The organism is Barrientosiimonas endolithica (genome assembly GCF_030296655.1).
Classification (GTDB): domain Bacteria; phylum Actinomycetota; class Actinomycetes; order Actinomycetales; family Dermatophilaceae; genus Barrientosiimonas; species Barrientosiimonas humi.
This window is the reverse complement of the sequence record NZ_AP027735.1, coordinates 2,169,027-2,191,695: the sequence shown is the minus strand read 5'-3', so window position 1 is coordinate 2,191,695 and position 22,669 is coordinate 2,169,027. Positions and strand designations below refer to the sequence as shown.

Below are 22,669 nucleotides of genomic sequence, written 5' to 3'. Positions count from 1 at the left end.
GTGGAAGACTGCCTCGACCGCCCACACCGCACGACGGAGGCTCCCGCGTGACCCCTGATCGCCCTGACCCCGACCAGACGCGATTCCTGCTGAAGCTGTCGGGCGAGGTGTTCGGCGGCGGGCAGGTCGGCCTCGACCCCGACGTGGTCAAGAGCATCGCCTCCCAGATCGCCGACGCGTCCCGCGAGGGGATCCAGATCTGCGTCGTCATCGGCGGCGGCAACTTCTTCCGCGGCGCCGAGCTGCAGACCAAGGGCATGGACCGGGTGCGCGCCGACTACATGGGGATGCTCGGCATCGTCATGAACTGCCTGGCGCTGCAGGACTTCCTCGAGAAGGAAGGCATCGACACGCGCGTGCAGACCGCGATCACCATGGGTCAGGTGGCCGAGCCGTACATCCCGCGTCGCGCGATCCGGCACATGGAGAAGGGCCGCGTGGTGATCTTCGGCGCCGGCATGGGCATGCCGTTCTTCTCCACCGACACCGTCGCGGTGCAGCGCGCCCTGGAGAGCCGCTGCGACGCGGTGCTGGTCGCCAAGAGTGGCGTCGACGGCGTCTACACCGCCGACCCCAAGACCGACCCGACCGCCACCCGCATCGACGAGCTGACCTATCAGGAGGCGCTCGAGCGCGAGCTGCGCGTGGTCGACCAGACCGCGTTCTCGCTGGCCGCCGAGAACAAGATCCCGATGGTCGTGTTCGCGATGGAGGAGGAGGGCGCCATCACCCGGGCCCTCCAGGGTGAGAAGATCGGGACCAGGGTGATGCCGGCCTGAGGCCGGGCACCGTACGTTCGCACCACCCACTGCGCAGCACGAGGAGTTCGCCCATGGACGGCAGCATCGAAGAGAGCCTGCTCGAGGCCGAGGAGAAGATGGAGAAGGCCGTCGAGGTCGCCAAGGAGGACCTCGCGGGCATCCGCACGGGTCGGGCGAACGCGGGCATGTTCAACAAGCTCGAGGTCGACTACTACGGCGCGCCGACGCCGCTGCAGCAGCTGGCCTCGTTCCAGACGCCCGAGGCGCGCACCATCCTCATCCAGCCGTTCGACAAGGGCTCGATGGCCGCCATCGAGAAGGCGCTGCGCGAGTCCGACCTGGGCGTCAACCCCAGCAACGACGGCAACCTGATCCGCATCGTGCTGCCGCAGCTCACCGAGGAGCGGCGCCGCGACTACATCAAGCTGGCCCGGCAGAAGGGCGAGGACGCCAAGGTCTCGGTGCGCAACATCCGGCGCAAGGCCAAGGACGAGATCGACCGCTTCGTCAAGGACGGCGACGTGGGCGAGGACGACGGCAACCGCGCCGAGAAGGACCTCGACGGCCTCACCAAGAAGCACGTCGACCAGGTCGACGAGCTGCTGAAGCGCAAGGAGACCGAGCTGCTCGAGGTCTGAGCAGCCGCCGAGCGACATGACCACCGAGACGCCGCCGCCCAGCAGCCGGCGCGAGCTGCGCGCCGCCGGCGGCAGCGGCGGCTCCAAACCCGCCGGCCGCGCCGGGCGCAACCTGCCCGTCGCGATCGGCGTCGGGGTGGGGCTCGGCGCCGTGGTGCTGGCGTCGCTGCTGTTCGACAAGCGGTTCTTCGTCGCGCTGGCGACGCTCGCCTCGATCGTCGGGGCGGTCGAGATGCTGCAGGCGCTCGGCAAGGGGCGGGTGCACCCGCCGTGGGTCCCGACGCTGGCGGCGGCTGCCGCCGTGCCGGTGTCGGCGTACGTCTGGGGCCCGTCCGCGCTCGCGCCCGCCGTGGTCATCGCGGTCCTGGTGGTCATCGTGTGGGGTGCGAGCGGGCACGGCGCCGACGTGCCGCGCGACACGGCCGGGGGCGTGCTCACGGTCATCTACGTGCCGGCGCTGGTGGCGTTCGCGATGCTGCTGGTGCGGCCCGACGACGGCATGCAGCGCATCGTCGTGTTCATCGTGGTGACGATCGCGAGCGACATCGGCGGCTATGCCGCCGGGGTGCTGTTCGGGAAGCACCCGATGGCGCCGACGGTCAGTCCCAAGAAGTCCTGGGAGGGCTTCGCCGGGTCGGTCGTCTGGTGCGTCGCGGCCGGCATCCTCACCGTCGTCTACCTCCTCGACGGCGCCTGGTGGATCGGCCTGCTCCTCGGCCTCGCCGTCGTGGTCGCGGCGACCGTCGGCGACCTGTGCGAGTCGATGATCAAGCGCGACCTCGGCATCAAGGACATGAGCAACCTCATCCCCGGCCACGGCGGCCTGATGGACCGGCTCGACTCGATGCTGCTGTCGGTGCCCGTGACGTGGGCCATCCTCACCTTCGTCAGCACCACCTGACCTCCCCGAGCTCCACGAGCCCCGCGACCCACCCCGCCCGAGCACGACCGAGAAGGCGACCCCGACATGACCGACCTGCCGACCCCCACCTCCCGCCGCCCCGAGCCGGGGCAGCTGACCTTCACCGCCCCGCGGCGCGGCAAGCCGCCGAAGCACCTGGCCGACCTCGACCCTGCCGAGCGCAAGGCGGCCGTGGAAGCGCTGGGCCACAAGGGTTTTCGCGCCAAGCAGCTGTCCACCCACTACTTCGAGCGGCTGGTCGACGACCCCGACCAGATGACCGATCTGCCCAAGGACGCACGCACCGAGCTGGTCGAGGGGCTGCTGCCCCAGCTGCTGACCCCGGTGCGCGAGCTGCAGGCCGACGCCGGCGCCACGATCAAGCAGGTCTTCCGGCTGTTCGACGGCGCCCTCGTCGAGTCGGTGCTCATGCGCTACCCCGGCCGGGTGACCATGTGCATCTCGAGCCAGGCCGGCTGCGGCATGAACTGCCCGTTCTGTGCGACCGGGCAGGAGGGGCTGACCCGCAACCTGACCACCGCCGAGATCGTCGAGCAGGTCGTGGCCGGCGCCCGCGCGCTGCGCCACGGCGACCTCGCCGGCGGCGACGAGGCCGACCGGGAGGCGCCGCTGCGGGTCTCCAACGTCGTGTTCATGGGCATGGGTGAGGCACTGGCCAACTACCGCCAGGCGATCAACGCGATCCGCCGACTCACCGACCCCACCCCCGACGGTCTCGGGATGTCCGCGCGCGGCATCACCATGTCGACCGTCGGCCTGGTCCCCGCGATCGACAAGCTCGCCGCCGAGGGCATCCCCGTCACGCTGGCGCTGTCGCTGCACGCACCCGACGACGAGCTGCGTGACGAGCTGGTGCCGATCAACACCCGCTGGAAGGTCGACGAGGCGATCGACGCGGCCTACCGCTACTACCGCACCACCGGCCGGCGGGTGTCGATCGAGTACGCCCTCATCAAGGACATCAACGACCAGGGCTGGCGCGCCGACCTGCTCGGCGAGAAGCTCAGCCGCCGCGGCAAGGGGTGGGTGCACGTCAACCCGATCCCGCTCAACCCGACCCCCGGCAGCAAGTGGACCGCGTCGCGCCCCGGCGTCGAGCAGAACTTCGTCGAGCGGCTGCGGGCGCACGGCATCCCGACGACGATCCGCGACACCCGCGGCTCGGAGATCGACGGTGCCTGCGGGCAGCTGGCGGCCGCCACCGCCTGACCCGGCACCGCGCGTACGCCCTGCGCCGACAAACAGATTCGGGCGCCACCCATCCGTGTGACCTGTGTCTCCGAACTCCTGGCACCAACGGTCACCAGGAAGGGATCGACACGATGCGCCGGACCACCAAGCTCGCCCTCGCGGCACCTGCCGCCTGCGCCATGCTCCTCGCCTCCGCGACGGGAGCCATGGCCGACGAGAGCTACACGATGAAGCTCACCGACACGATGGGCAACAAGAGCGGGTCGACCTCGACCGCGACGCTCACCATCGACGGCGACAACCTCACCGTCGACATCAAGGGCAAGGGCTTCACGCCCAACTCCCCGCACGCGCAGCACTTCCACGGGTCGTTCACCGAGGCCAAGAAGTTCATGTGCCCCGGGCCCGACCAGGACAAGGACGGCGACGGGCAGGTCAACGTGGAGGAGGGTGTCCCGATGTACGGCGACGTGGTCCTCTCGCTCACGACCGAGGGCGACACCAGCCCCAAGAGCGGCCTGGCCATCGAGCGCATGCCGAAGGCCGACGCCCAGGGCAACCTGTCCTACCGCCGCACGATCGCGCTGCCCGCCGGCGCCGGCGCCAAGCTGCGCAACCTGCACATCGTGCAGCACGGCCTCGACGCCAACGGCAACGACAAGTACGACATGGAGGCGCTCGGCGAGTCCTCGTTCGCGAAGTCGTTGGGCGTCAACGGGATTCCCGAGGAGGCCACCAACCCCGCGACGTGCGGCATGGTGAGCGCGGCCTCGGTCGGCAACCCGCCCTCCGGCGGCGTCGACACCGGCAACGGCTCCACCGAGGGCGTCGAGGCGGCCGTGCCGATCGGTCTCGGCGTGGTCGCGCTGGGTGCCGCCGGCCGGGCCTGGATGGTCCGTCGTCGCACGGGCGACGAGAGCTGATCGATGCCCGACAGCAGTGGCCGCGGCCGGCGCCGTCGTGCGTCGGCCGTGGCCGCGGTGCTCGCCCTGACCGGGGTCGGGCTGATCTCGTACGGCGTCGCCCAGCAGGTGGGTGACCCGCCCTCGCCGAACCCCCAGCTCGCCAACGCCGGTCACGGGAATCACGGTGCAGCGCAAGGCAGCTCGGGCACCAGCCAGGGTGCGGACCCGACTCCTGGGCCGGCCGCGAGCTCGTCCGGCGGCGGGCCGGCGCCGGCACCCGGTGCCGCCGGCGGGCGGACGGGGCAGGCGTACGTCCAGCCCTCCGGGAAGCTGATGGCGCGAGCCACGCCCACGACCATGCGGCTCCCGGCCCAGGACATCGCCGGCAAGGTCATCCAGCTCGGGCTGCAGCCCAACGGTGAGATGGCGGTGCCGCAGAACGGCACCGACACCGGGTGGTTCAGCAAGAGCCCGACGCCGGGCGAGCTGGGCCCCTCGATCGTCGTCGGCCACGTGACCTGGCAGGGCAAGCGCGGGGTGTTCTTCGACCTCGGCGCCACCAAGCCCGGGCAGCGGGTCGAGGTCGACCGGGCCGACGGGACCACCGCGGTCTTCCAGGTCGACGCGGTCGAGCAGTACCCCAAGGCGAAGTTCCCGACCCAGAAGGTCTACGGCGCCACCGACCGCGCCGAGCTGCGGCTGATCACCTGCGGCGGGGTCTACGACGGGGACGCCCAGACCCACCTCGACAACATCGTCGTCTTCGCGCGGCTGGTCGGCACGCGCGGCTGACCTCCGGCGCAGGAGGGGAGCGAGGCGTGCCGGCCCGGCACGCCTCGCTCAGCGCTGGGCGCCGGCGGGGCGCAGCAGCAGGTCGGCCGCCTCGGCGGTGGTGTCGACCAGGTGCACCGCGCCCGCCATCCGGCGACCTGCGGCGAGCGCCTCGAGGGCGGGCCAGACGGGGACGGTCCGGGTCCACTGCTCGCGACCGACCAGCACCAGCGGCGGAAGCCGGACGTCGTCGGGGGCGTAGTAGAGCGGGGTCACCGCCTGGAAGATCTCCTGCACCGTGCCGGCCGCGCCGGGCAGCACCACGATGCCGTCGGTGCACCGGTTGATCAGCAGGTCCTCGCGCAGCGCGTTGGAGAAGAATTTCGCGATGAGCGAGGCGAACAGGTTGGGCGGCTCGTGGCCGTAGAACCAGGTCGGCACGCCCACGCTGGTGACGTCGGCCGGGGTCGTCGCGAGGCGGTCGCCGGCGACCCGCTCGCGCACCTGCCACGCCGAGCGCGCCCAGTCGTCGATCGACGGCCGGAACGACGGCACCGCGGCGAGGTCGGTCAGCGCCGCCTCGAGCTCGGCCTCGGTGCGACAGATGCCGCCGAGGTTTCCCGCCTCCATCGCCCCCGGGCCGCCGCCGGTCAGCACGACCCGGCCGCTGGCCGCGATCGCCATCCCGAGCAGCGCTGCGTCGGCGTACTCCTGCGTGCCGCGCTGCACCGCGTGGCCGCCCATCACGCCCACGACGCCGCGGCCGTCGAGCAGCTCGTTCAGCGCGTCGGTCATCGAGTGGTCGTGGATCGAGCGCAGCAGCGTGACGAACGCGTCGTTGGCGAGGCTCGCCTCGCGCGACCAGGCGTACGCGGTCGCGTCGGGGGTGGTGGCGTAACCGCGCTCGAGCAGACCGGCGTACAGCTCGGCGGGGGTGTAGAGCCGCGCCCGGTAGGGGTCGACCGGCGCGGCGGGGTCGGCCGGGAAGATCGTGGCGCCGCTGACCCGCAGGTGGTGCTCCAGGTCGACGGTGAGCAGACCGCCGAGCACGACCAGCCCGGCGCAGCGCCGCAGCAGCAGCGCGGCGCCCTCGGGCCCGGTCAGGTCCAGGCCCTGAAGACGCAAGCCCCACAACGTCGTTCGCGTCTCGAGCACGACCCGCAGCTGCTCCAGGTCCTCGATCTCCATGGTCGGCATGGCGCCAGTCTGGCAGCGGCCGTACGTCCTCGCGGACCGGGCGGTGTCGGCGCCTGGCCCTAGCCTCGGGAGCGTGATCCGCACCGTCGCCGTCTCGGGCTACCGCTCGCTGCGCGATCTCGTGGTGCCGCTGCACGGGCTCGACGTCATCACCGGGCCCAACGGCGCGGGCAAGTCCAACCTCTATCGCGCGCTGCGGCTGCTCGCGGCGTGCGGGCAGGGCGACGTGGTGTCCTCGCTCGCGCGCGAGGGCGGGCTGAGCTCGGCGCTGTGGGCCGGCCCGGCGTCGCTCGACGGCGCGCGCCGCGGTGGGCACGAGGTGCAGGGCACGGTGCGCAAGGGCCCGATCAGCCTGCGGCTCGGGTTCGCCTCCGACGACCTCGGCTACCTCGTCGACCTGGGGCTGCCCCCTCAGGCGCCGGGATACGAGTCGGCGTTCCTGCGCGACCCCGAGATCAAGCGCGAGGTCGTCTTCAGCGGTCCGGTGATGCGGCCCGCGACGGTGCACGTGCGCCGCCGCTGGTCGGTCGTCGAGGCGCGCGAGGGGCGGGGCTGGACCGAGCTGACCCGCGGGCTCGCGCCGTGGGAGAGCATGCTCGACGAGCTCGCCGACCCGCAGCGCGCGCCCGAGCTGGTCGCGGTGCGGCGGGTGCTGCGCGGCTGGCGGTTCTACGACGGGTTCCGCGCCGACCCCGACTCGCCCGCCCGGCGGCCGCAGATCGGCACCCGCACCCCGCGCATGGCCGACGACGGCAGCGACCTCGCGGCGGCGCTGCAGACCATCGTCGAGCAGGACCCCGCGCCGCTGCACGAGGCGGTGGCCGACGCCTTCGACGGTGCCCGGCTCGAGGTCGACGTGCGCGACGGCCGGTTCGACGTGCTGCTGCACCAGCCCGGCATGCTGCGCCCGCTCGCGGCGGCCGAGCTGAGCGACGGGACGCTGCGATACCTGCTGTGGGTCGCGGCGCTGCTCACCACCAACCCGCCGCCGCTCATGGTGCTCAACGAGCCCGAGACCTCGCTGCACGCCGACCTCGTGGGCGCGCTAGGGCGGCTGGTCCGCCGGGTGGCGGCCGACACACAGGTCGTCGTGGTGACCCATTCCGGCCCGTTGAGCGAGGTGCTCACAGATGACTCATTGTCCCCACAGGCCACACCGGGCCCGCTAGGGTTGTCGTCGCCTGCGCGGCTGCTGGGACTCGAGCGAGACCTCGGTGAGACGCGTGCGGTCGGCCAGGGAATGCTGACCGCACCACGTTGGGAGTGGGGCAGCCGACGCTGAGCCGTCGGGGACGGGGGCCTGCACCATGCGCGGTGGGCGCATCGACCGAACGATGGAGACCTCGATGTCCGACCGCGCACTCATCCCGAGCGCCTCGCGCCGCGCGCTGCTGCTCGGCACCGTCGCGGGCGCCGGCAGCCTCGCCCTGGGCGTCGGCCCGGCGGCCGCCACCGGCGCGCCCGCCCTGCTGACCGGCAGCGGCGGGGACGGCGGCCCCGCACCCAAGCGCCGCGACGACCGCGGCTTCCCGCTGCCCGACGACCCGGACGCCGTGCCCAACAGCAAGGGCCGTGCCGGCAGCGGCAAGGAGCAGACCCAGCGATCCGCCCGGGGCAAGGGCAGCGACGACGGCTCGCGCACCGCGATGTCGCTGAGCGGCGCCCCGAACTACTACGCCGGCGGCTTCCCCACGCTGCGCACCGGCACCGGGTTCTGGGACACCCGCGCCCTGCAGTACCTCCTGCTGTCGGCGGGCTTCAAGACCAACTGGGAGGAGACGTACGGCTCCTCGACCACCTCGGCCGTGCGCGCCTACCAGCAGAAGGTCGGCTTGCCCGTGACCGGCACCGCCGACCCGGCCACGCTGGAGAAGCTCACGCCGTCCACCGGCGCGGGCGCGGTGAGCTACCGCGTGTATGCCATCCAGACCTTGCTGCGCAAGCACGGCTACCGGTTCTTCGACTCCTGCGCGCCCGACATGAGCACCAACTACGGGCCGATCACCACCAAGTACGTCAAGGCGTTCCAGGCCGGGCACGGCATCGGCCCGGCGACGTTCGTCGGCTACTACACCTGGCGCACGCTGTTCGCGGCGAAGTCGACGCAGCCGATGTACCCGCTGCGCCAGGCCGACACGGGCCGCGCGCAGTGGTCCAACTGCGGCCCGGTCTCGGCGGTGACGCTGCTGATCTATCGCGGCATCACCCCGCGCGGCTGGACCTGGAACATGGACCTGCGCACCGCGGCCGTCAACGACTTCCGCTACCGCGCGATGGGTCTGGCCAACACCGCCGAGCGCGACGCCCGCGGCACGGAGTACCCCGACTTCCAGAAGGCGTTCGCGACGTACGGCCTCACCACCTGGCAGGGCGGGATCAGCGACACCCTCGCGGACGCCCGCGCCGGGCGCGCCTCGATCGCGGGCGGCGACGCGTACAAGCTGCCGTGGGACAACCACGCCAACGGCCCGGTGTCGCACTGGATGGCGGTGCTCGGCTGGGACGGCACGTACTACCTCGCGATGGACCCGCTCAGCACCCTGGCGACCAACGACATCCACCGGATCACCGAGTCGCAGCTGCGCACCTATGCCTCGACCAACCCCGGGCACCCGATCTCGACGGCGGCGAAGAACTCGATCATGCTCCGCTGACCGGCGCGGCGCCGGCGCGGCCGAGCAGCAGCGCGCTCAGCCCGACCAGGGCGGCGATGCCGGCCGCGCCGAACGCCAGCACCGCGTAGCTGCCGTGCTCGAGCACCAGCCCGGCGACCGCCCCGCAGCCGGCGCCGGCGAGCCCCATGAGCAGGTCGGCCAGGCCCTGCGTCGCCGGGCGCTCGTCCGGGGTGAGCGCCGAGGTGAGCATCGTCGAGCCCGACACCAGGGTCGCCGACCAGCCGAGCCCGAGCAGGAACAGGCCGGCGGTGAGCGTGCCCGACATGCCCTGGTCGGACAGGCCCGCGAGCAGGCAGGCGGCGATCAGCAGCCCGGCGCCACCCGTGGCCACCACCGGCCCGCCGAAACGGTCGACGCACCAGCCGGTCACGGGGGAGAAGGCATACATCCCGAGGATGTGGATGCTGATCACCAGGCCGACCAGGCGCAGCGACGCCCCGCCGTGGTCCATGTGCAGCGGGGTCATCACCATCACCGAGATCATCACGGCGTGGCCGAGGGCCATCGTGACGACGCCGAGCAGCGCGCGTGGGCGCGACCGCACCAGCCGAAGGCCGTCGCGCAGCGAGCCGTGCGGGAGCGGCGCCGCGGGGTCGGCCGGGGCCTCGCGAGCGGCGGCCTCGCGGGCGAGCAGCAGCGGGTCCGGCCGCAGCCGGAGCGCGAGAACCGTTGCGGCCAGGGCGAATCCGACGAGTGCGAAGACGAAGCTGCCGGTGAGCGCCGGCAGGTCGAGCGCGTCCGCGACACCTTCGGCGGGCCCGACCAGGTTGGGTCCGAGCACCGATCCGACGGTGGTCGCCCAGACCACCAGAGCCAGGTCGCGCCCACGGCGCGCCGGCAGGGCCAGGTCTGCACCGGCGTACCGCGCCTGGCTGTTCGACGTCGTCGCACCGCCGAACAGCAGGCTGCCGAGCAGCATGAGCGGGAACGACCCGAGGGAGGCGGCGGCCACGATCACGCCGCACCCGATCGCGGCGAGGGCATAGCCGAGCAGCAGCCCGGGGCGGCGTCCGCGCGCGGCCATCAGGCGCGCGACCGGCACGGTGATCAGCGCCCCGCCCAGCACCTGCGCGGTGGTGCCGAGGCCGCTCGCCTGCTCGGAGCCGGAGATGCGCAGCGCGAGCAGCGCCATGACGGCGATGCCGCTCGCGACGCCGACGCCGCCGAGCACCTGCGAGGCGACCAGGGTGCTGACGGTGCGGGCCTGCGCCTGCTGCAGGTCGGGCTCACCCGTGCGGAGGGACGACGTCGTCACCGGGTCAGTATGTCGCCGCCCGCGAAGCCGTGCGCGCGGGTGAGCGCGCAGGCAGGATGAGGTCATGAGCGGCACGGGCGGTTATGACCAGGTCTACCGGCGCAGCATGGACGACCCCGAGGGGTTCTGGCTGGAGGCGGCGCGCGACATCTCCTGGGTGAACCCGCCGAAGCGGGCGCTGGACGCGGAGCGGGCGCCGTTCTACCGCTGGTTCCCCGGCGCGCGGCTGAACCTGTGCTTCAACGCCCTCGACCGGCACGTGATCGAGGGCCGCGCCGACCAGCCGGCGGTCATCTACGAGAGCCCGGTGACGAGCACGAGGCGCGTGCTGACGTACGCCCAGCTGCTCGACGAGGTCGCGCGCGCGGCCGGCGTGCTCACCGCGCTCGGCGTGGGCAAGGGCGACCGGGTCGTGATCTACCTGCCGATGATCCCCGAGGCGATCGTCTCGATGCTCGCCTGCGCGCGCATCGGCGCCGTGCACTCGGTGGTGTTCGGCGGGTTCGCGCCGGCCGAGCTCGCCGCCCGCATCGACGACGCGCGCCCGACCGTGGTCATCGCCGCCTCGAGCGGCGTCGAGCGCGACCGGGTCGTGCCCTACAAGCCGCTGCTGGACGAGGCGCTGAAGCGCTCGCAGCACCAGCCCGAGCGCTGCCTGGTCGTGCAGCGCGAGCAGGGGCCGGCCGAGCTGGGGGAGCGCGACCTCGACTGGGCCGTCGCGATGCGTCCGGGCGCGGTCGAGCCCGCGGCGGTCGTGCCGGTCGAGGCCACCGACCCACTGTACGTCCTCTACACCTCGGGCACGACCGGTCGCCCCAAGGGCGTGGTGCGCGACACCGGCGGCTACGCGGTGGCGCTGCGCTGGTCGATGACCAACATCTTCGGGATGTGGCCCGGCGACGTCTGGTTCACCGCCAGCGACGTCGGCTGGGTGGTGGGCCACTCCTACATCGTCTACGCGCCGCTGCTCACCGGCTGCACGACGGTGCTCTACGAGGGCAAGCCGGTCGGGACCCCCGACGCCGGGGAGTTCTGGCGCATCGTCGAGCGCGACCGGGTGGCGGGCATGTTCACCGCGCCCACCGCGATCCGCGCGATCAAGAAGGAGGACCCCGACGGCGAGCTGATGCGCGGGTCGGACCTGTCGTCGCTGCGCACCTTCTTCCTCGCCGGCGAGCGGCTCGACCCCGACACCTGGCAGTGGGCGACCGACCGGCTGCGGGTCGAGGTGATCGACAACTGGTGGCAGACCGAGACCGGGTGGCCGATCGCGGCGAACCCGGTCGGCGTCGAGACCTTCCCGATCCGGCCGGGGTCGGCGACGCGTCCGTCGCCGGGGTTCGACGTGCAGATCCTCGACGAGTCGGGCAACCCCGTGGCGCCGGGCACCGAGGGCGCGGTGTGCATCCGTCTCCCGCTGCCGCCCGGCACGCTCACCACGCTGTGGGGCGACGACGACCGCTACGTCGAGTCCTACCTGTCGGCCTACGAGGGTTACTACCTCACCGGCGACGGCGGCTACGTCGACGACGACGGATACCTGTGGATCATGGGCCGCACCGACGACGTGCTCAACGTGGCCGGGCACCGGCTGTCGACCGGGTCGCTCGAGGCGGCGCTCGCCGGCCACCCGCAGGTCGCCGAGTGCGCGGTGATCGGGGTGCGCGACGACCTCAAGGGGCAGGTGCCGCGCGCGCTGGTCGTGCTCAAGGGCGCCGACGAGCTGGACGACGCGCAGACCGAACAGCTGCGCGAGGAGCTGGTGCAGCGGGTGCGCGACGAGGTCGGTGCGGTGGCGGCGCTGCGCCAGGTCGACATCGTCCCGGCGCTGCCCAAGACGCGCTCGGGCAAGATCCTGCGCAAGACGATGCGCCAGCTCGCCGACGGTGACGACGCCCCGGTGCCCGGCACGATCGAGGACGCCGGCGTGCTCGACCGGCTGGCGCCGGTGCTGCGCCGCGAGTAGCGCACGGTGGGGCCCACGGTGCGGCGGTGGACCGCCGGGGGTGCGGTGGGCCGCACGGTCCGGCGGTGGACCGCCGGGGGTGCGGTGGGGCGCACGGCTCGGCGGTGGTCCGCGAGGGCGGACGGGTGTGCACGGTTGGGCGGTGGACCGCTGAGGGGTGCGGTGGGGTGCACGGTCCGGCGGTGGTCCGCGAGGGCGTACGCGCGGGGTTAGAGCTCCTCGACCTCGCAGGTGAAGCCCTGCGCGCGCAGCCGCTCGACGAGCACGTTGCCGAGGGCGGTGGCGGGGGTCAGCACGCCGCCGTTCATGCCCGGGGGCAGCGGGCAGCGGTCGCGCTCGAGGGCCAGCGCCAGCGCGCTCTCGCCGAGCATCACGCTGGTGGCGGCATAGCCCGGATCTCCTTGTGCCGCAACGGTGCTGCGGTAGCGCTTGCCGCTGGTGGTGAGCGTGTAGGCGTCCATCCGGAAGAAGCCGCGGGCGCGCTTGCGGTCGCTCGGGCCCTCGCCCGGGGCCGGCACGACCTTGTCGACCAGGGTGCTGAGGAACGGCAGGCTCATCGCCGCCATGCCGGCGCCGAGACCGGCCGCCACGGCGTACGCCGTCGCCGAGCCCACCGCGCCGTCACCCGTGCGCATGACCTCGCGGTAGCGGAACCGCCGGCCGTAGGCGTGCTCGAGCAGGGCGTTGCTGCGCCGCACGACGCGGGTGTTGTAGGTCGCCATGATGAACGGCGCGACCCACGAGCGCGCCTCGTCGGAGTAGCGCACGGCGGCGCTGTCCTTCCACTCGCCGGAGGGCTCCTTCGAGCGGTCGGGGCTGAGCGCGAACTTGTCGAGCGCGACGCGGCGCAGCGAGGGGTCGCGGGTGATCTCCTCGAGCTGCTGCCGGGCCGAGGCGACGGTGCCGCCGCTGAACCCGCCGCGCAGCGTGGCGTACGTCGTCGTGTCGGTGAGCTCGCCGGCCTCGTCGGCGCGGGCGCGCTCGGCGGCCATCAGCACCACGAGGTCGGACGGGACCGAGTCGTAGCCGCAGCTGTGCACGATGCGCGCCCCGGTCTCGTCGGCGAGCTGCTGGGCCTGGTCGATCGAGCGACGGACGAACAGCACCTCGCCGGTGAGGTCGACGTAGTCGGTGCCGGTCTCGGCGCACGCGCGCACCAGGGGCAGGCCGTAGGCGGCGTAGGGCCCCACGGTCGAGACGACGACCTTGGTGCGCCGCGCCATGGCGGCCAGCGAGGCGGGGTCGTCGGCGTCGGCGACGATCACCGGCCAGTCGGCGGCGTGCACCCCGAGCCGGGCGCGCGCCTGCTCGACCTTCGCGGCCGAGCGGCCGGCGAGTCCGATGCGGGTGCCGGCCGGCGCGTGCTTGACGAGGTGCTCCGCCGTGAGACGACCGACGAAGCCGGTGGCGCCGAACAGGATCAGGTCGAGCTCGCGGTCCGTCATGGCCGCAGCCTAATCGGCGCCACCGGCGGGCGGTTCAGTCGGCGGCCAGCGCGGCCACCGGCGAGGTGCGGGCGGCCCGTCGCCCCGGCGCCCACGACGCCAGCAGCCCGCACGCGGCGGCGGCCAGCACGACCGCCGTCAGCAGCAGCCACGGCAGCTGCGGCACGGCGCCGGCGGCATAGGTGCCGAGCAGCGCCCGCGTGCCGGCCCAGCCGTAGAGCACGCCCAGCGCCGTGCCGAGCACCGCGGCGACGAGCGCGACGAGCAGCGCCTCGATCGCGAGCGTGCGGCGCACCTGACGACGGGTGAGGCCGAGCGCCCGCAGCAGCGCGGTCTCGCGGCGGCGCTCGAGCACGGACAGCCCGAGCGTGTTGGCGACACCGACGAGGGCGATGACCACGGCGACGCCGAGCAGCCCGGTGACGACGGCGAGCATCAGGTTCACCAGGCTGTCCAGCTCGGCGCGGGCGCCGGCGGAGCCCCGACCTCGACCTCGGTGCCGGCGGTCGCGCGCTGCACGGCGCCGACGACCTGGCCGGCGTCCGCCCCGGGGGACAGCCGCAGCCACAGCGCCGCGACCGGGGCGTCGGGCGCGATGCGGGCGAGGTCCTGGGCGGTCACCACGAACGCGTCGAGCGACCGGTCGGTGACGCGGGCCGTCAGGGTGACCGGGCCGAGGCGCACCGGGTCGCCGTCGCCGATGCCGAGGTCGGCGGCGCTCAGCTCGTCGACCAGCACGGTGCCGGGCGCCGCGGCCGTCACGACGCTCGGGTCGCGCAGCACCGCGGTGGCGTCGCTCGGCAGCCCGAGCACCGTCTGCTCGCGGGCGGCCCGGGACCCGCCGACGCTCACCTTCCCGGCGCGCAGCCGGGCGGTGCGCTCGACCCCGTCGATGCGCTCGACCCGCTCGACCAGGGCCGGCGCGACCGCCTGGCCCTTGGCGTCGAGCGAGACGTCGAGGGCGTACTGACTGTCGACGGCGTCGGCGATGGCCGCGCGGCTGGTCTGTGCCCCGACGAGCATGGTGGCCATCAGGGTGATGCCGACGAGCAGCGCGGTGCTGGTCGCGGCCGTACGTCGGGGGTTGCGCACGGTGTTGTCGGTCGCCAGCTCGCCGGGCACCCCGGCGACCCGGGCGATGCGGCCGAGGCCGCGCGCCAGCAGCGGCACGACCACCGGCGCCACCAGCACCACACCGAGGAAGGACAGCACCCCGCACAGCACGGCCGGGAGCGCCTCGCCGCGCAGCGCCGACACCAGCAGGCCGGTGAAGCCCAGCGCGCCGGTGGTGCCGCCCGCGAGCAGCCGCAGCCGCGAGGCGCGGGTCTGCGCGGGGCCGGACAGCTCGGGGCGCAGCGCCGCCAGGGGCGCGACGCGCGAGGCGCGCCGGGCCGGCTGCAGCGCGGCCAGCACGGTGACCGTGAGACCGACGGCCACCGGCACCAGCAGCTCCAGGGCCGAGACGCGCAGCGACTCGATGGGCAGCTGCACCAGCTGCACGGTGTCGCTGACGGCGGCGAGGGCAGCGACCGGTGCGAGGCCGACGGCGACGCCGACCGCAGACGCAAGCAGCCCGAGCACCACGGCCTCGCCCACGACCGAGCGCGTCACCTGACGGCGCGAGGCGCCGACGCAGCGCAGCAGCGCCAGCTGCCGCGACCGCTGGGCGAGCAGGATCTGGAACGTGTTGGCGATGACCAGCGCCGACACGAAGATCGCGACGATCGCGAACACCGCAAAGAACATGGTGATCTGGCTGATCCCGACCACCAACCGGTCGACGCGGGCGGCGATCTCGGCGTCGGCGGTGCGCACGGTCACACCGCTGCCGAGCGCGGCCCGGAGCCGGTCGGCCGTCGCGGCCTGGTCGCCTCCGGCGCGCACCAGCAGCGCGTCGTACGCCGTCGTGCCGCTCCACCGGGTCAGCTCGCCCGAGGTGCCGATCACCACGGCGACCCCCGTCGAGCCGGGGACGCGGACGATGCCGGCCACCTGACGCGACTCGGCGCGGCCGGGGGCGCCCCCGACCGTGACGACCGACCCGGTCGTGGCACCGAGGGCGCTCGCGGCGGACTCGCTGAGCACGACCTGGCCAGGCCCCGCGGGCGTACGGCCGGAGAGCAGGACGACCTGGTCCGGGTCGACCGTGCGGGCGACCACGTCGAGCGGTGCACCGTCCGGGCCACGCACGGTGGTCGTCGCGCTCTGCTCCACGTCGACCTGCGTGACGCCCGGAAGCTGACGCACGGTCTGCAGCTGGTCGGCCGTGAGACCCGTTGTGCTGCTTGACTTTCCGGGCGGGCTCACCACGGCGTCGGCGCCGGCAACCTGGGCGGCGGCGAAGCGCTCGACGGTCGCGTTGAGCGTCGATCGCATCGCGAGGGTGGCGGTGAGGAAGGCGACGCCGAGCACGACGGCGACGGCCGGTGCGAGCCAGCGGCGCAGGCCGTGCCGCAGCTCGGCCAGGGTGACCGATCCCATGTCAGGCCCCCAGTCCGCGCAGCGCGTCGAGCACCGTGTCGGCGGTCGGGCGCTGCAGCTCGCCCTGGAGGCGCCCGTCGGCGAGCAGCACCACGCGGTCGGCGTAGGCGGCGGCGCCGGGGTCGTGGGTCACCATGACGACGGTCTGTCCCATCTCGTGCACCGACGCGCGCAGGGCGGCCAGCAGGCCGGCGCCGGTGACCGAGTCGAGCGCGCCGGTCGGCTCGTCGGCGAACACCACGGCCGGGCGCGAGATCAGGGCTCGCGCCACCGCGACCCGCTGCTGCTGGCCGCCCGACAGCTCGCTCGGCCGGTGCTGCAGCCGGTCGCCGAGGCCGAGCACGCCGATCACGTGGTCCCACCAGGCCGGGTCCGGCCGCTGACCGGCGAGCCGCAGCGGCAGCCGGACGTTGTCGGCCGCGCTCAGCGTCGGCAGCAGGTTGAAGCTCTGGAAGACGAAGCCGACGTGGTCGCGGCGCACCCGGGTGAGCTGGTCGTCGGACAGCCCGGTCAGCGACCGGCCACCGAGCACCACCTCGCCCGCGGTGAGCGTGTCGAGGCCGGCGAGGCAGTGCATGAGCGTCGACTTGCCGGACCCCGACGGGCCCATGATCGCGGTGAACCGGCCCCGGCCGAACGCCACGTCGACGTGGTCGAGCGCCACGACCTGGGCGTCGCCCTGGCCGTACGTCTTCACCAGGCCACGGCCCACGACCGCGGCGGCGTTGGTGTCGGCGCCGATCGGTGCGGGCCGGTCGGACGGTGCGGTGGTGGTGTGCACGGGGTTCCCCTCTGTCGGCTGAACGTCGTTGTCGACGTTAGGGATTCGAGGGTGGGCGGCACATCGTGCGACTGTCTCGACCGGCCTACGACCGCGGTATGACGGGCGCGGCTCGCGCGGGCGACCGCGGGTGGAGCGGGAGCGGGTGGAGCGGGAGCGCTAGTCCCCGACGCGCACCAGGCCGGTCTCGTAGCACAGCACGACCATCTGCACCCGGTCGCGCAGGTCGAGCTTGGCCAGGATGCGGCCGATGTGCGTCTTGACCGTCGGCTCGGCGAGGAACAGCTCGCTCGCGATCTCGCCGTTGGACAGGCCCCGGCCGACGGCGACCAGGACCTCGCGCTCGCGCGGCGTCAGCACGTCGAGCCGAGCGGTGCGGTCGGCCGCCTCGGCGCTGGGCAGCGTGGGCACCACCTGTTCGAGCAGACGCCGGGTGGCCGACGGGGCGACCACCGAGTCCCCGGCGTGGATGGCGCGGATCGCCAGCAGCAGCTCCTCGGGCCCGGCGTCCTTGAGCAGGAACCCGGAGGCGCCGGCGCGCAGGGCGGCGAAGACGTACTCGTCGAGGTCGAACGTCGTGAGCACCAGCACCCGGGGCGCGGGGTCGAGCGCGCTGACCTGCTCGGTGGCGGCGACCCCGTCGAGGCGCGGCATGCGCACGTCCATGAGCACCACGTCGACCGCGTCGGGGGCCGGGCGCAGCAGGTCGACCGCCTCCTGGCCGTCGCCGGCCTCGGCCACGACGGCCATGTCGCGCTGCGCGTCGAGCACCATGCGGAAGCCTGCCCGCACCATCTGCTGGTCGTCGACGAGCATCAGTCGGATCGTGTCGGTCATGTCGCGGAAGTCCTTTCCCCACAAGGAATCTCGGCGGTCACCACGAAGCCCCCGCCCGGGCGCGGACCGGTGCGCAACGACCCGCCCAGCACCGACGTACGCTCTCGCATCCCGACCAGGCCGTGCCCGTGCTGGTCGTCGGCGCCGGGCAGCAGGCCGCGCCCGGTGTCGCTCACCGTCACCTCGAGCCGGTCGTCGGCCCGGGTGATCGTGACGGACGCGGTGGCGTCGGGCCCGCCGTGCTTGATGACGTTGGTGAGCGCCTCCTGCACGACGCGGTATGCCGCGGCGCCGACCTCGCGCGGCAGCCCCTCCAGCGCGCCGTCGGTCTCGAGCTGGACGGGCAGGCCCGCGTCGCGCACCCGGTCGACGAGGGTGGCGATGTCGCCTGCGCCGGCCGACGGCGCGAGCTCGGCGGCCGAGCCCTCCTCGCGCAGCACCCCCACGAGGCGGCGGGTCTCGGCCAGCGCCTCGCGGCTGGTCGCGCCGATGGTCTCCAGGGCGTCGGCCGCGGTGCCGACCGAGCCGGTGTGGCGCACGGCGTAGGCCGCGCCGTCGGACTGCACGACGATCACCGCCAGCGCGTGCGCGACGACGTCGTGCATCTCGCGGGCGATGCGGGTGCGCTCGCTCTGCGCGGCGAGCTGGGCGTGCTGGTCGCGCTCGCGCTCGGCGTCCTCGGCCCGGGCGCGCAGCTGCAGCACGAGCTGGCGCCGGCGGCGGGCCGCGTCGCCCAGCGCGGCCGCGGCCACGGTCACCGCCAGGCACATCACCGCCGTGATGACGAACAGCCGCCACGGGAAGCCGGCCCCCGGCTCGACCGCGGCGAACTCGGCCCAGTCGGCCCCGGCGACCAGCGCGCCTACAGCGCAGACGCTGAGGCCGAGCACGAGCTCGAGGTTGCTCGAGGCCCAGGCCGCGAGGGAGTACAGCGCGAACAGGAGTGCGATGTTGGCCGCGATCACGTTGTCCGAGAACGGGACCTGGCTGAGCGTCGCCAGCGCGACCGTCCCGAACACCACGACGGGGTGGGCCCGTCGCCAGGCGAGCGGCACGATCTGCACGGTCGCGACGACGGCGAGAACGGCCGGTTGGGCGCCGACGAGGTAGGGCAGGCCGGCAAACGTCCACAGCAGGCCGACGAGCAGCCAGTCACCCCAGGTGGGGCGCGTCGGCTGCTCCAGCAGCGGCTCGGTGCGCACGCCGTGAGCCTAGGCGAGCCGCTCCTACCTCAAGAATGAGCGAGGCGGATCGGCATGCCGATCCGCCTCGCTCACTAGGGGGTGGCGGCGCTAGAGGATGTTCCAGGCCTCGGTGAGCACCCCGCGCAGGATCCGCTCGATCTCGTCGAACTCGGCCTGGCCGCAGATCAGCGGCGGCGCGAGCTGGACGACCGGATCGCCGCGGTCGTCGGCGCGGCAGTAGAGCCCGGCGTCGAACAGCGCCTTCGACAGGAAGCCGCGCAGCATCCGCTCGGCCTCGTCGTCGTTGAACGTCTCGCGGGTCTCCTTGTCCTTGACCAGCTCGATCCCGTAGAAGTAGCCCTCCCCGCGCACGTCACCGACGATCGGCAGGTCGCCGAGCTTCTCCAGCGTGCGCCGGAAGGCCGGGGCGTTCTGGTGCACGCGGTCGTTCAGGGTCTCCCGCTCGAAGATGTCCAGGTTGGCCATCGCGACGGCGGCCGACACGGGGTGGCCGCCGAAGGTGTAGCCGTGCGGGAAGGACGTCGCGCCCTGCTTGAACGGCTCGAACAGCCGGTCGCTCGCGATCATCGCGCCGATGGGGGAGTAGCCCGAGGTCATGCCCTTGGCGCAGGTGATCATGTCGGGCACGTAGCCGAAGTCGTCGCAGGCGAACATCGATCCGATGCGGCCGAACGCGCAGATCACCTCGTCGGAGACGAGCAGCACGTCGTACTCGTCGCAGATCTCGCGCACGCGCTCGAAGTATCCGGGCGGCGGCGGGAAGCAGCCGCCGGCGTTCTGCACCGGCTCGAGGAAGACGGCGGCAACCGTGTCGGGGCCCTCGAACTCGATGGCCTCGGCGATGCGGTCGGCGGCCCAGCGGCCGAAAGCCTTTGCGTCAGAACGCAGCTCGTCGCTGGGCGCGCGGTAGATGTTGGTGTTGGGCACCTTGAACGCGCCCGGCACCAGCGGCTCGAACATCTCCTTCAGCGGCGGCAGCCCGGTGATCGACAGCGCGCCCTGCGGGGTGCCGTGGTACGCGATCGAGCGGCTGATCACCTTGTGCTTGCCCGGCTTGCCGGTGAGCTTGAAGTACTGCTTCGCGAGCTTCCAGGCGGTCTCGACCGCCTCGCCGCCACCGGTGGTGAAGAAGACCCGGTTGAGGTCACCGGGGGCGTACCCCGCGAGCCGCTCGGCGAGGTCGATGGCCGGCGGGTGGGCGTAGGACCAGATGGGGAAGAAGGCCAGGTCGCGCGCCTGCTTCGCGGCGGCCTCGGCGAGCTCCTCGCGCCCGTGACCGGCCTGCACGACGAACAGCCCGGAGAGGCCGTCGAGGTACTTCTTGCCGTCGGCGTCCCAGATGTAGGCGCCCTCGCCCTTGACGATCGTCGGCACGGTCTGCCCGAGCCCGCCCGTCTCGGTCGGCTCGTAGACCGACTGCCGGGTGAAGTGACCCCACAGGTGGTCGCGGGCGGCGTCGTAGCGCGGGGTGCCCTTCGGCGTCGTGCCGACGCCCTCGGGGGTGCCGTCGGTGGTGGTCGTGTTGGTCGTGCTCGTGCTCATCTCGCTCCCCAGTCGTAGCGTTGCTTGTTCAGCTTGAGGTACTGGAACGTCTCGGTGGCGGTCACGCCCCGGGTGCCGCGGATCGTCTTCTGCAGCAGCGTGAGCAGGTGGTCGTCGTCGGTGCAGACCACCTCGACGAGCAGGTCGTAGCGCCCGGTCGTGCTCACGACGTAGGACACCTCCTCGAGCGCGCTCAGCCGGTCGGCGACCCGCTGGCTGTCGCCGGTGGTGCTGATGCCGATGAGCGCCTGCCGGGTGAAGCCGACCTGCGCGGGGTCGGTCACGGCGACGATCTGCACCAGGTCGCTGTCGAGCAGGCGCTGGATGCGCTGCCGCACGGCGGCCTCGGAGAGGCCGACCTCGCGGGCGATGGTGGCGTACGGCGTGCGGCCGTCGTGCTGCAGGATGCGCACGATCGCCTTGGCGACCTCGTCGAGCACGACGGGACCCGTGGAGGCGGGGCGCGCAGGTGCCGACATGCGGCCATGGTGCCGCGGAATCCGTGGTCTGACAAGCATTCCACGAGGGATTCCGAAGGTCGGGGTCCGCGGCTTATGCTGATCCTGGTGTCTCGCCAGCGTCGTCGAGGCACCGCACGACTCGCCCGGCGACCGGCCGGGCACGCGGCAGACGACGCTCGCCCCGACGGAAGTGAGCAGCGCGGCATGGCACTCAGCGCGTTCGACCTCTACTCGATCGGCATCGGCCCGTCGTCCTCGCACACGGTGGGGCCGATGCGCGCCGCGAAGACCTTCGTCGACGGCGTCGTGGCCGACGGCCGGCTCGACCGGGTCGCCCGCGTGCAGGCCGAGCTGTTCGGCTCGCTGGGCGCGACCGGGCACGGCCACGGCTCCGACAAGGCGGTGCTGCTGGGCCTCGAGGGCGAGACGCCCGAGGGGTGCGACACCGGCAGCGCCGACGAGCGCGTCGCGACGATCAAGAGCGGCCGCGAGGTGCGGCTCGCGGGCCGGCACACCGTCGCGTTCGACCCCGACGCCGACCTGGTGATGCACCGGCGCAAGTCGCTCCCGACCCACCCCAACGGCATGACCTTCCGGGCGTACGACCACGCCGGCGAGGTCCTCGCCGAGCACACCTACTACTCGGTCGGCGGCGGCTTCGTGGTCGACGAGTCCGCGACCGGCGCGGACCGGGTGGTCCAGGACGACACCCGGCTCCCGCTCTACTTCACCACCGGCGCCCAGCTGCTCGAGATCTGCGAGCGCGAGGGGCTCAGCGTCAGCGAGGTGATGTGGCGCAACGAGCGGGTCTGGCGCACCGACGAGGAGATCCGCGACGGGATGCTGCGCATCTGGTCGGTCATGGCCGAGTGCGTCCAGAACGGCATCGAGCACGAGGGCACCCTGCCCGGCGGGCTGAAGGTGCCGCGGCGGGCCCCCGCGCTGCACCAGGCGCTCACCCGGGGCGAGCTGCGCGACGACCCGCTGCGCGTCATGGACTGGGTCAACCTGTTCGCGCTCGCGGTCAACGAGGAGAACGCCTCCGGCGGCCGCGTCGTCACCGCGCCGACCAACGGGGCGGCCGGGATCATCCCCGCCGTCCTGCACTACTACGTGCGGTTCGTCGACGGCGCCGACGACGACGCGATCGTGAAGTTCCTGCTGACCGCCGCCGCCATCGGCATCCTGTTCAAGGAGAACGCCTCCATCTCCGGCGCCGAGGTCGGCTGCCAGGGCGAGGTCGGCTCGGCCTGCGCGATGGCCTCCGGCGCGCTGTGCGAGGTGCTGGGCGGCACCCCCACCCAGGTCGAGAACGCCGCCGAGATCGGCATCGAGCACAACCTCGGCCTGACCTGCGACCCGGTCGGCGGTCTCGTGCAGATCCCGTGCATCGAGCGCAACGCCATCGCCTCGGTCAAGGCGATCAACGCGGCCCGCCTGTCGCTGAACGGCAGCGGCGTGCACACGGTCTCGCTCGACAAGGCCATCAAGACCATGCGCGACACCGGTCGCGACATGTCCGTGAAGTACAAGGAGACCGCCCGCGGCGGCCTCGCGGTCAACGTCATCGAGTGCTGACGACCCGCTGATCGAGGGCGTACCCCACGGATACGCTCGACCACGTCAACGACGACAA

The 22,669-nt window shown here is 73.2% G+C and carries 20 protein-coding genes; 10 read left to right on the top strand and 10 right to left on the bottom strand.

The window, feature by feature from the left end:
* Window positions 1-47: 47 nt before the first annotated feature.
* From pyrH to QUE40_RS11030, 6 genes are all read left to right on the top strand, one after another.
* The gene (gene pyrH, locus QUE40_RS11055; protein ID WP_142005685.1) at window positions 48-779 is read left to right on the top strand and encodes a UMP kinase; all 732 of its coding nucleotides are present in this window, start codon (window positions 48-50) and stop codon (window positions 777-779) included.
* Window positions 780-832: 53 nt separating this feature from the next.
* Window positions 833-1,399 (top strand): ribosome recycling factor, encoded by a 567-nt coding sequence (gene frr, locus QUE40_RS11050; RefSeq protein ID WP_142005684.1) that lies wholly within the window; start codon window positions 833-835, stop codon window positions 1,397-1,399.
* A 16-nt stretch (window positions 1,400-1,415) separates the two neighbouring features.
* Window positions 1,416-2,300 (top strand): phosphatidate cytidylyltransferase, encoded by an 885-nt coding sequence (locus QUE40_RS11045; RefSeq protein WP_289230991.1) that lies wholly within the window; start codon window positions 1,416-1,418, stop codon window positions 2,298-2,300.
* Window positions 2,301-2,366: 66 nt separating this feature from the next.
* On the top strand, window positions 2,367-3,530 hold the full coding sequence (gene rlmN / locus QUE40_RS11040) for a dual-specificity RNA methyltransferase RlmN (RefSeq protein WP_289230990.1): 1,164 nt from the start codon (window positions 2,367-2,369) through the stop codon (window positions 3,528-3,530).
* Window positions 3,531-3,643: 113 nt separating this feature from the next.
* Entirely contained in the window at window positions 3,644-4,435 is a 792-nt protein-coding gene (locus QUE40_RS11035; protein ID WP_142005681.1) for a GVDTG sorting domain-containing protein, read from the top strand.
* Between the two features lie 3 nt (window positions 4,436-4,438).
* Entirely contained in the window at window positions 4,439-5,209 is a 771-nt protein-coding gene (locus QUE40_RS11030; protein WP_289230989.1) for a class F sortase, read from the top strand.
* A 48-nt stretch (window positions 5,210-5,257) separates the two neighbouring features.
* On the opposite strand, the gene QUE40_RS11025 is transcribed toward QUE40_RS11030, so the two are convergent.
* The gene (locus tag QUE40_RS11025) at window positions 5,258-6,385 is read right to left on the bottom strand and encodes an LOG family protein (RefSeq protein ID WP_350226949.1); all 1,128 of its coding nucleotides are present in this window, start codon (window positions 6,383-6,385) and stop codon (window positions 5,258-5,260) included.
* Window positions 6,386-6,458: 73 nt separating this feature from the next.
* Here QUE40_RS11025 and QUE40_RS11020 point away from each other — a divergent pair, with 73 nt between their 5' ends.
* Window positions 6,459-7,667 carry an AAA family ATPase gene (locus QUE40_RS11020; RefSeq protein WP_289230988.1) on the top strand — a complete coding sequence of 403 codons (1,209 nt, stop codon included), beginning with the start codon at window positions 6,459-6,461 and terminating at the stop codon, window positions 7,665-7,667.
* A gap of 64 nt (window positions 7,668-7,731) precedes the next feature.
* Window positions 7,732-9,039 carry a peptidoglycan-binding domain-containing protein gene (locus QUE40_RS11015; protein ID WP_289230987.1) on the top strand — a complete coding sequence of 436 codons (1,308 nt, stop codon included), beginning with the start codon at window positions 7,732-7,734 and terminating at the stop codon, window positions 9,037-9,039.
* Here QUE40_RS11015 and QUE40_RS11010 read toward each other — a convergent pair.
* Entirely contained in the window at window positions 9,026-10,315 is a 1,290-nt protein-coding gene (locus QUE40_RS11010) for an MFS transporter (RefSeq protein ID WP_289230986.1), read from the bottom strand. The genes QUE40_RS11015 and QUE40_RS11010 overlap by 14 nt on opposite strands.
* A gap of 64 nt (window positions 10,316-10,379) precedes the next feature.
* Here QUE40_RS11010 and QUE40_RS11005 point away from each other — a divergent pair, with 64 nt between their 5' ends.
* Window positions 10,380-12,281 (top strand): acetate--CoA ligase, encoded by a 1,902-nt coding sequence (locus QUE40_RS11005; protein ID WP_289230985.1) that lies wholly within the window; start codon window positions 10,380-10,382, stop codon window positions 12,279-12,281.
* Window positions 12,282-12,490: 209 nt separating this feature from the next.
* On the opposite strand, the gene QUE40_RS11000 is transcribed toward QUE40_RS11005, so the two are convergent.
* The 8 genes from QUE40_RS11000 to QUE40_RS10965 form a co-directional block, all read right to left on the bottom strand.
* Window positions 12,491-13,726, bottom strand: coding sequence for a saccharopine dehydrogenase family protein (locus QUE40_RS11000; RefSeq protein ID WP_289230984.1), 1,236 nt, complete (start codon window positions 13,724-13,726; stop codon window positions 12,491-12,493).
* Window positions 13,727-13,760: 34 nt separating this feature from the next.
* A complete protein-coding gene (locus QUE40_RS10995; RefSeq protein WP_289233070.1) occupies window positions 13,761-14,162 on the bottom strand; it encodes an FtsX-like permease family protein in 402 nt (133 codons plus the stop codon).
* Between the two features lie 5 nt (window positions 14,163-14,167).
* Window positions 14,168-16,207: an FtsX-like permease family protein gene (locus QUE40_RS10990; RefSeq protein WP_289230983.1), complete on the bottom strand. Its 2,040-nt coding sequence runs from the start codon at window positions 16,205-16,207 to the stop codon at window positions 14,168-14,170.
* 1 nt (window position 16,208) lies between these two features.
* On the bottom strand, window positions 16,209-16,988 hold the full coding sequence (locus QUE40_RS10985; RefSeq protein ID WP_142005672.1) for an ABC transporter ATP-binding protein: 780 nt from the start codon (window positions 16,986-16,988) through the stop codon (window positions 16,209-16,211).
* Between the two features lie 159 nt (window positions 16,989-17,147).
* Window positions 17,148-17,825, bottom strand: a complete 678-nt coding sequence (locus tag QUE40_RS10980) for a response regulator transcription factor (RefSeq protein ID WP_289230982.1) — start codon at window positions 17,823-17,825, stop codon at window positions 17,148-17,150.
* Window positions 17,822-19,027, bottom strand: coding sequence for a sensor histidine kinase (locus QUE40_RS10975; protein WP_289230981.1), 1,206 nt, complete (start codon window positions 19,025-19,027; stop codon window positions 17,822-17,824). The genes QUE40_RS10980 and QUE40_RS10975 overlap by 4 nt, the downstream gene beginning before the upstream one ends.
* A gap of 90 nt (window positions 19,028-19,117) precedes the next feature.
* Entirely contained in the window at window positions 19,118-20,572 is a 1,455-nt protein-coding gene (locus QUE40_RS10970; RefSeq protein WP_142005669.1) for an aspartate aminotransferase family protein, read from the bottom strand.
* Window positions 20,569-21,051: an Lrp/AsnC family transcriptional regulator gene (locus QUE40_RS10965; RefSeq protein WP_142005668.1), complete on the bottom strand. Its 483-nt coding sequence runs from the start codon at window positions 21,049-21,051 to the stop codon at window positions 20,569-20,571. The genes QUE40_RS10970 and QUE40_RS10965 overlap by 4 nt, the downstream gene beginning before the upstream one ends.
* A 186-nt stretch (window positions 21,052-21,237) precedes the next feature.
* Here QUE40_RS10965 and QUE40_RS10960 point away from each other — a divergent pair, with 186 nt between their 5' ends.
* Window positions 21,238-22,611 carry an L-serine ammonia-lyase gene (locus QUE40_RS10960; RefSeq protein WP_289230980.1) on the top strand — a complete coding sequence of 458 codons (1,374 nt, stop codon included), beginning with the start codon at window positions 21,238-21,240 and terminating at the stop codon, window positions 22,609-22,611.
* Window positions 22,612-22,669: the final 58 nt, after the last annotated feature.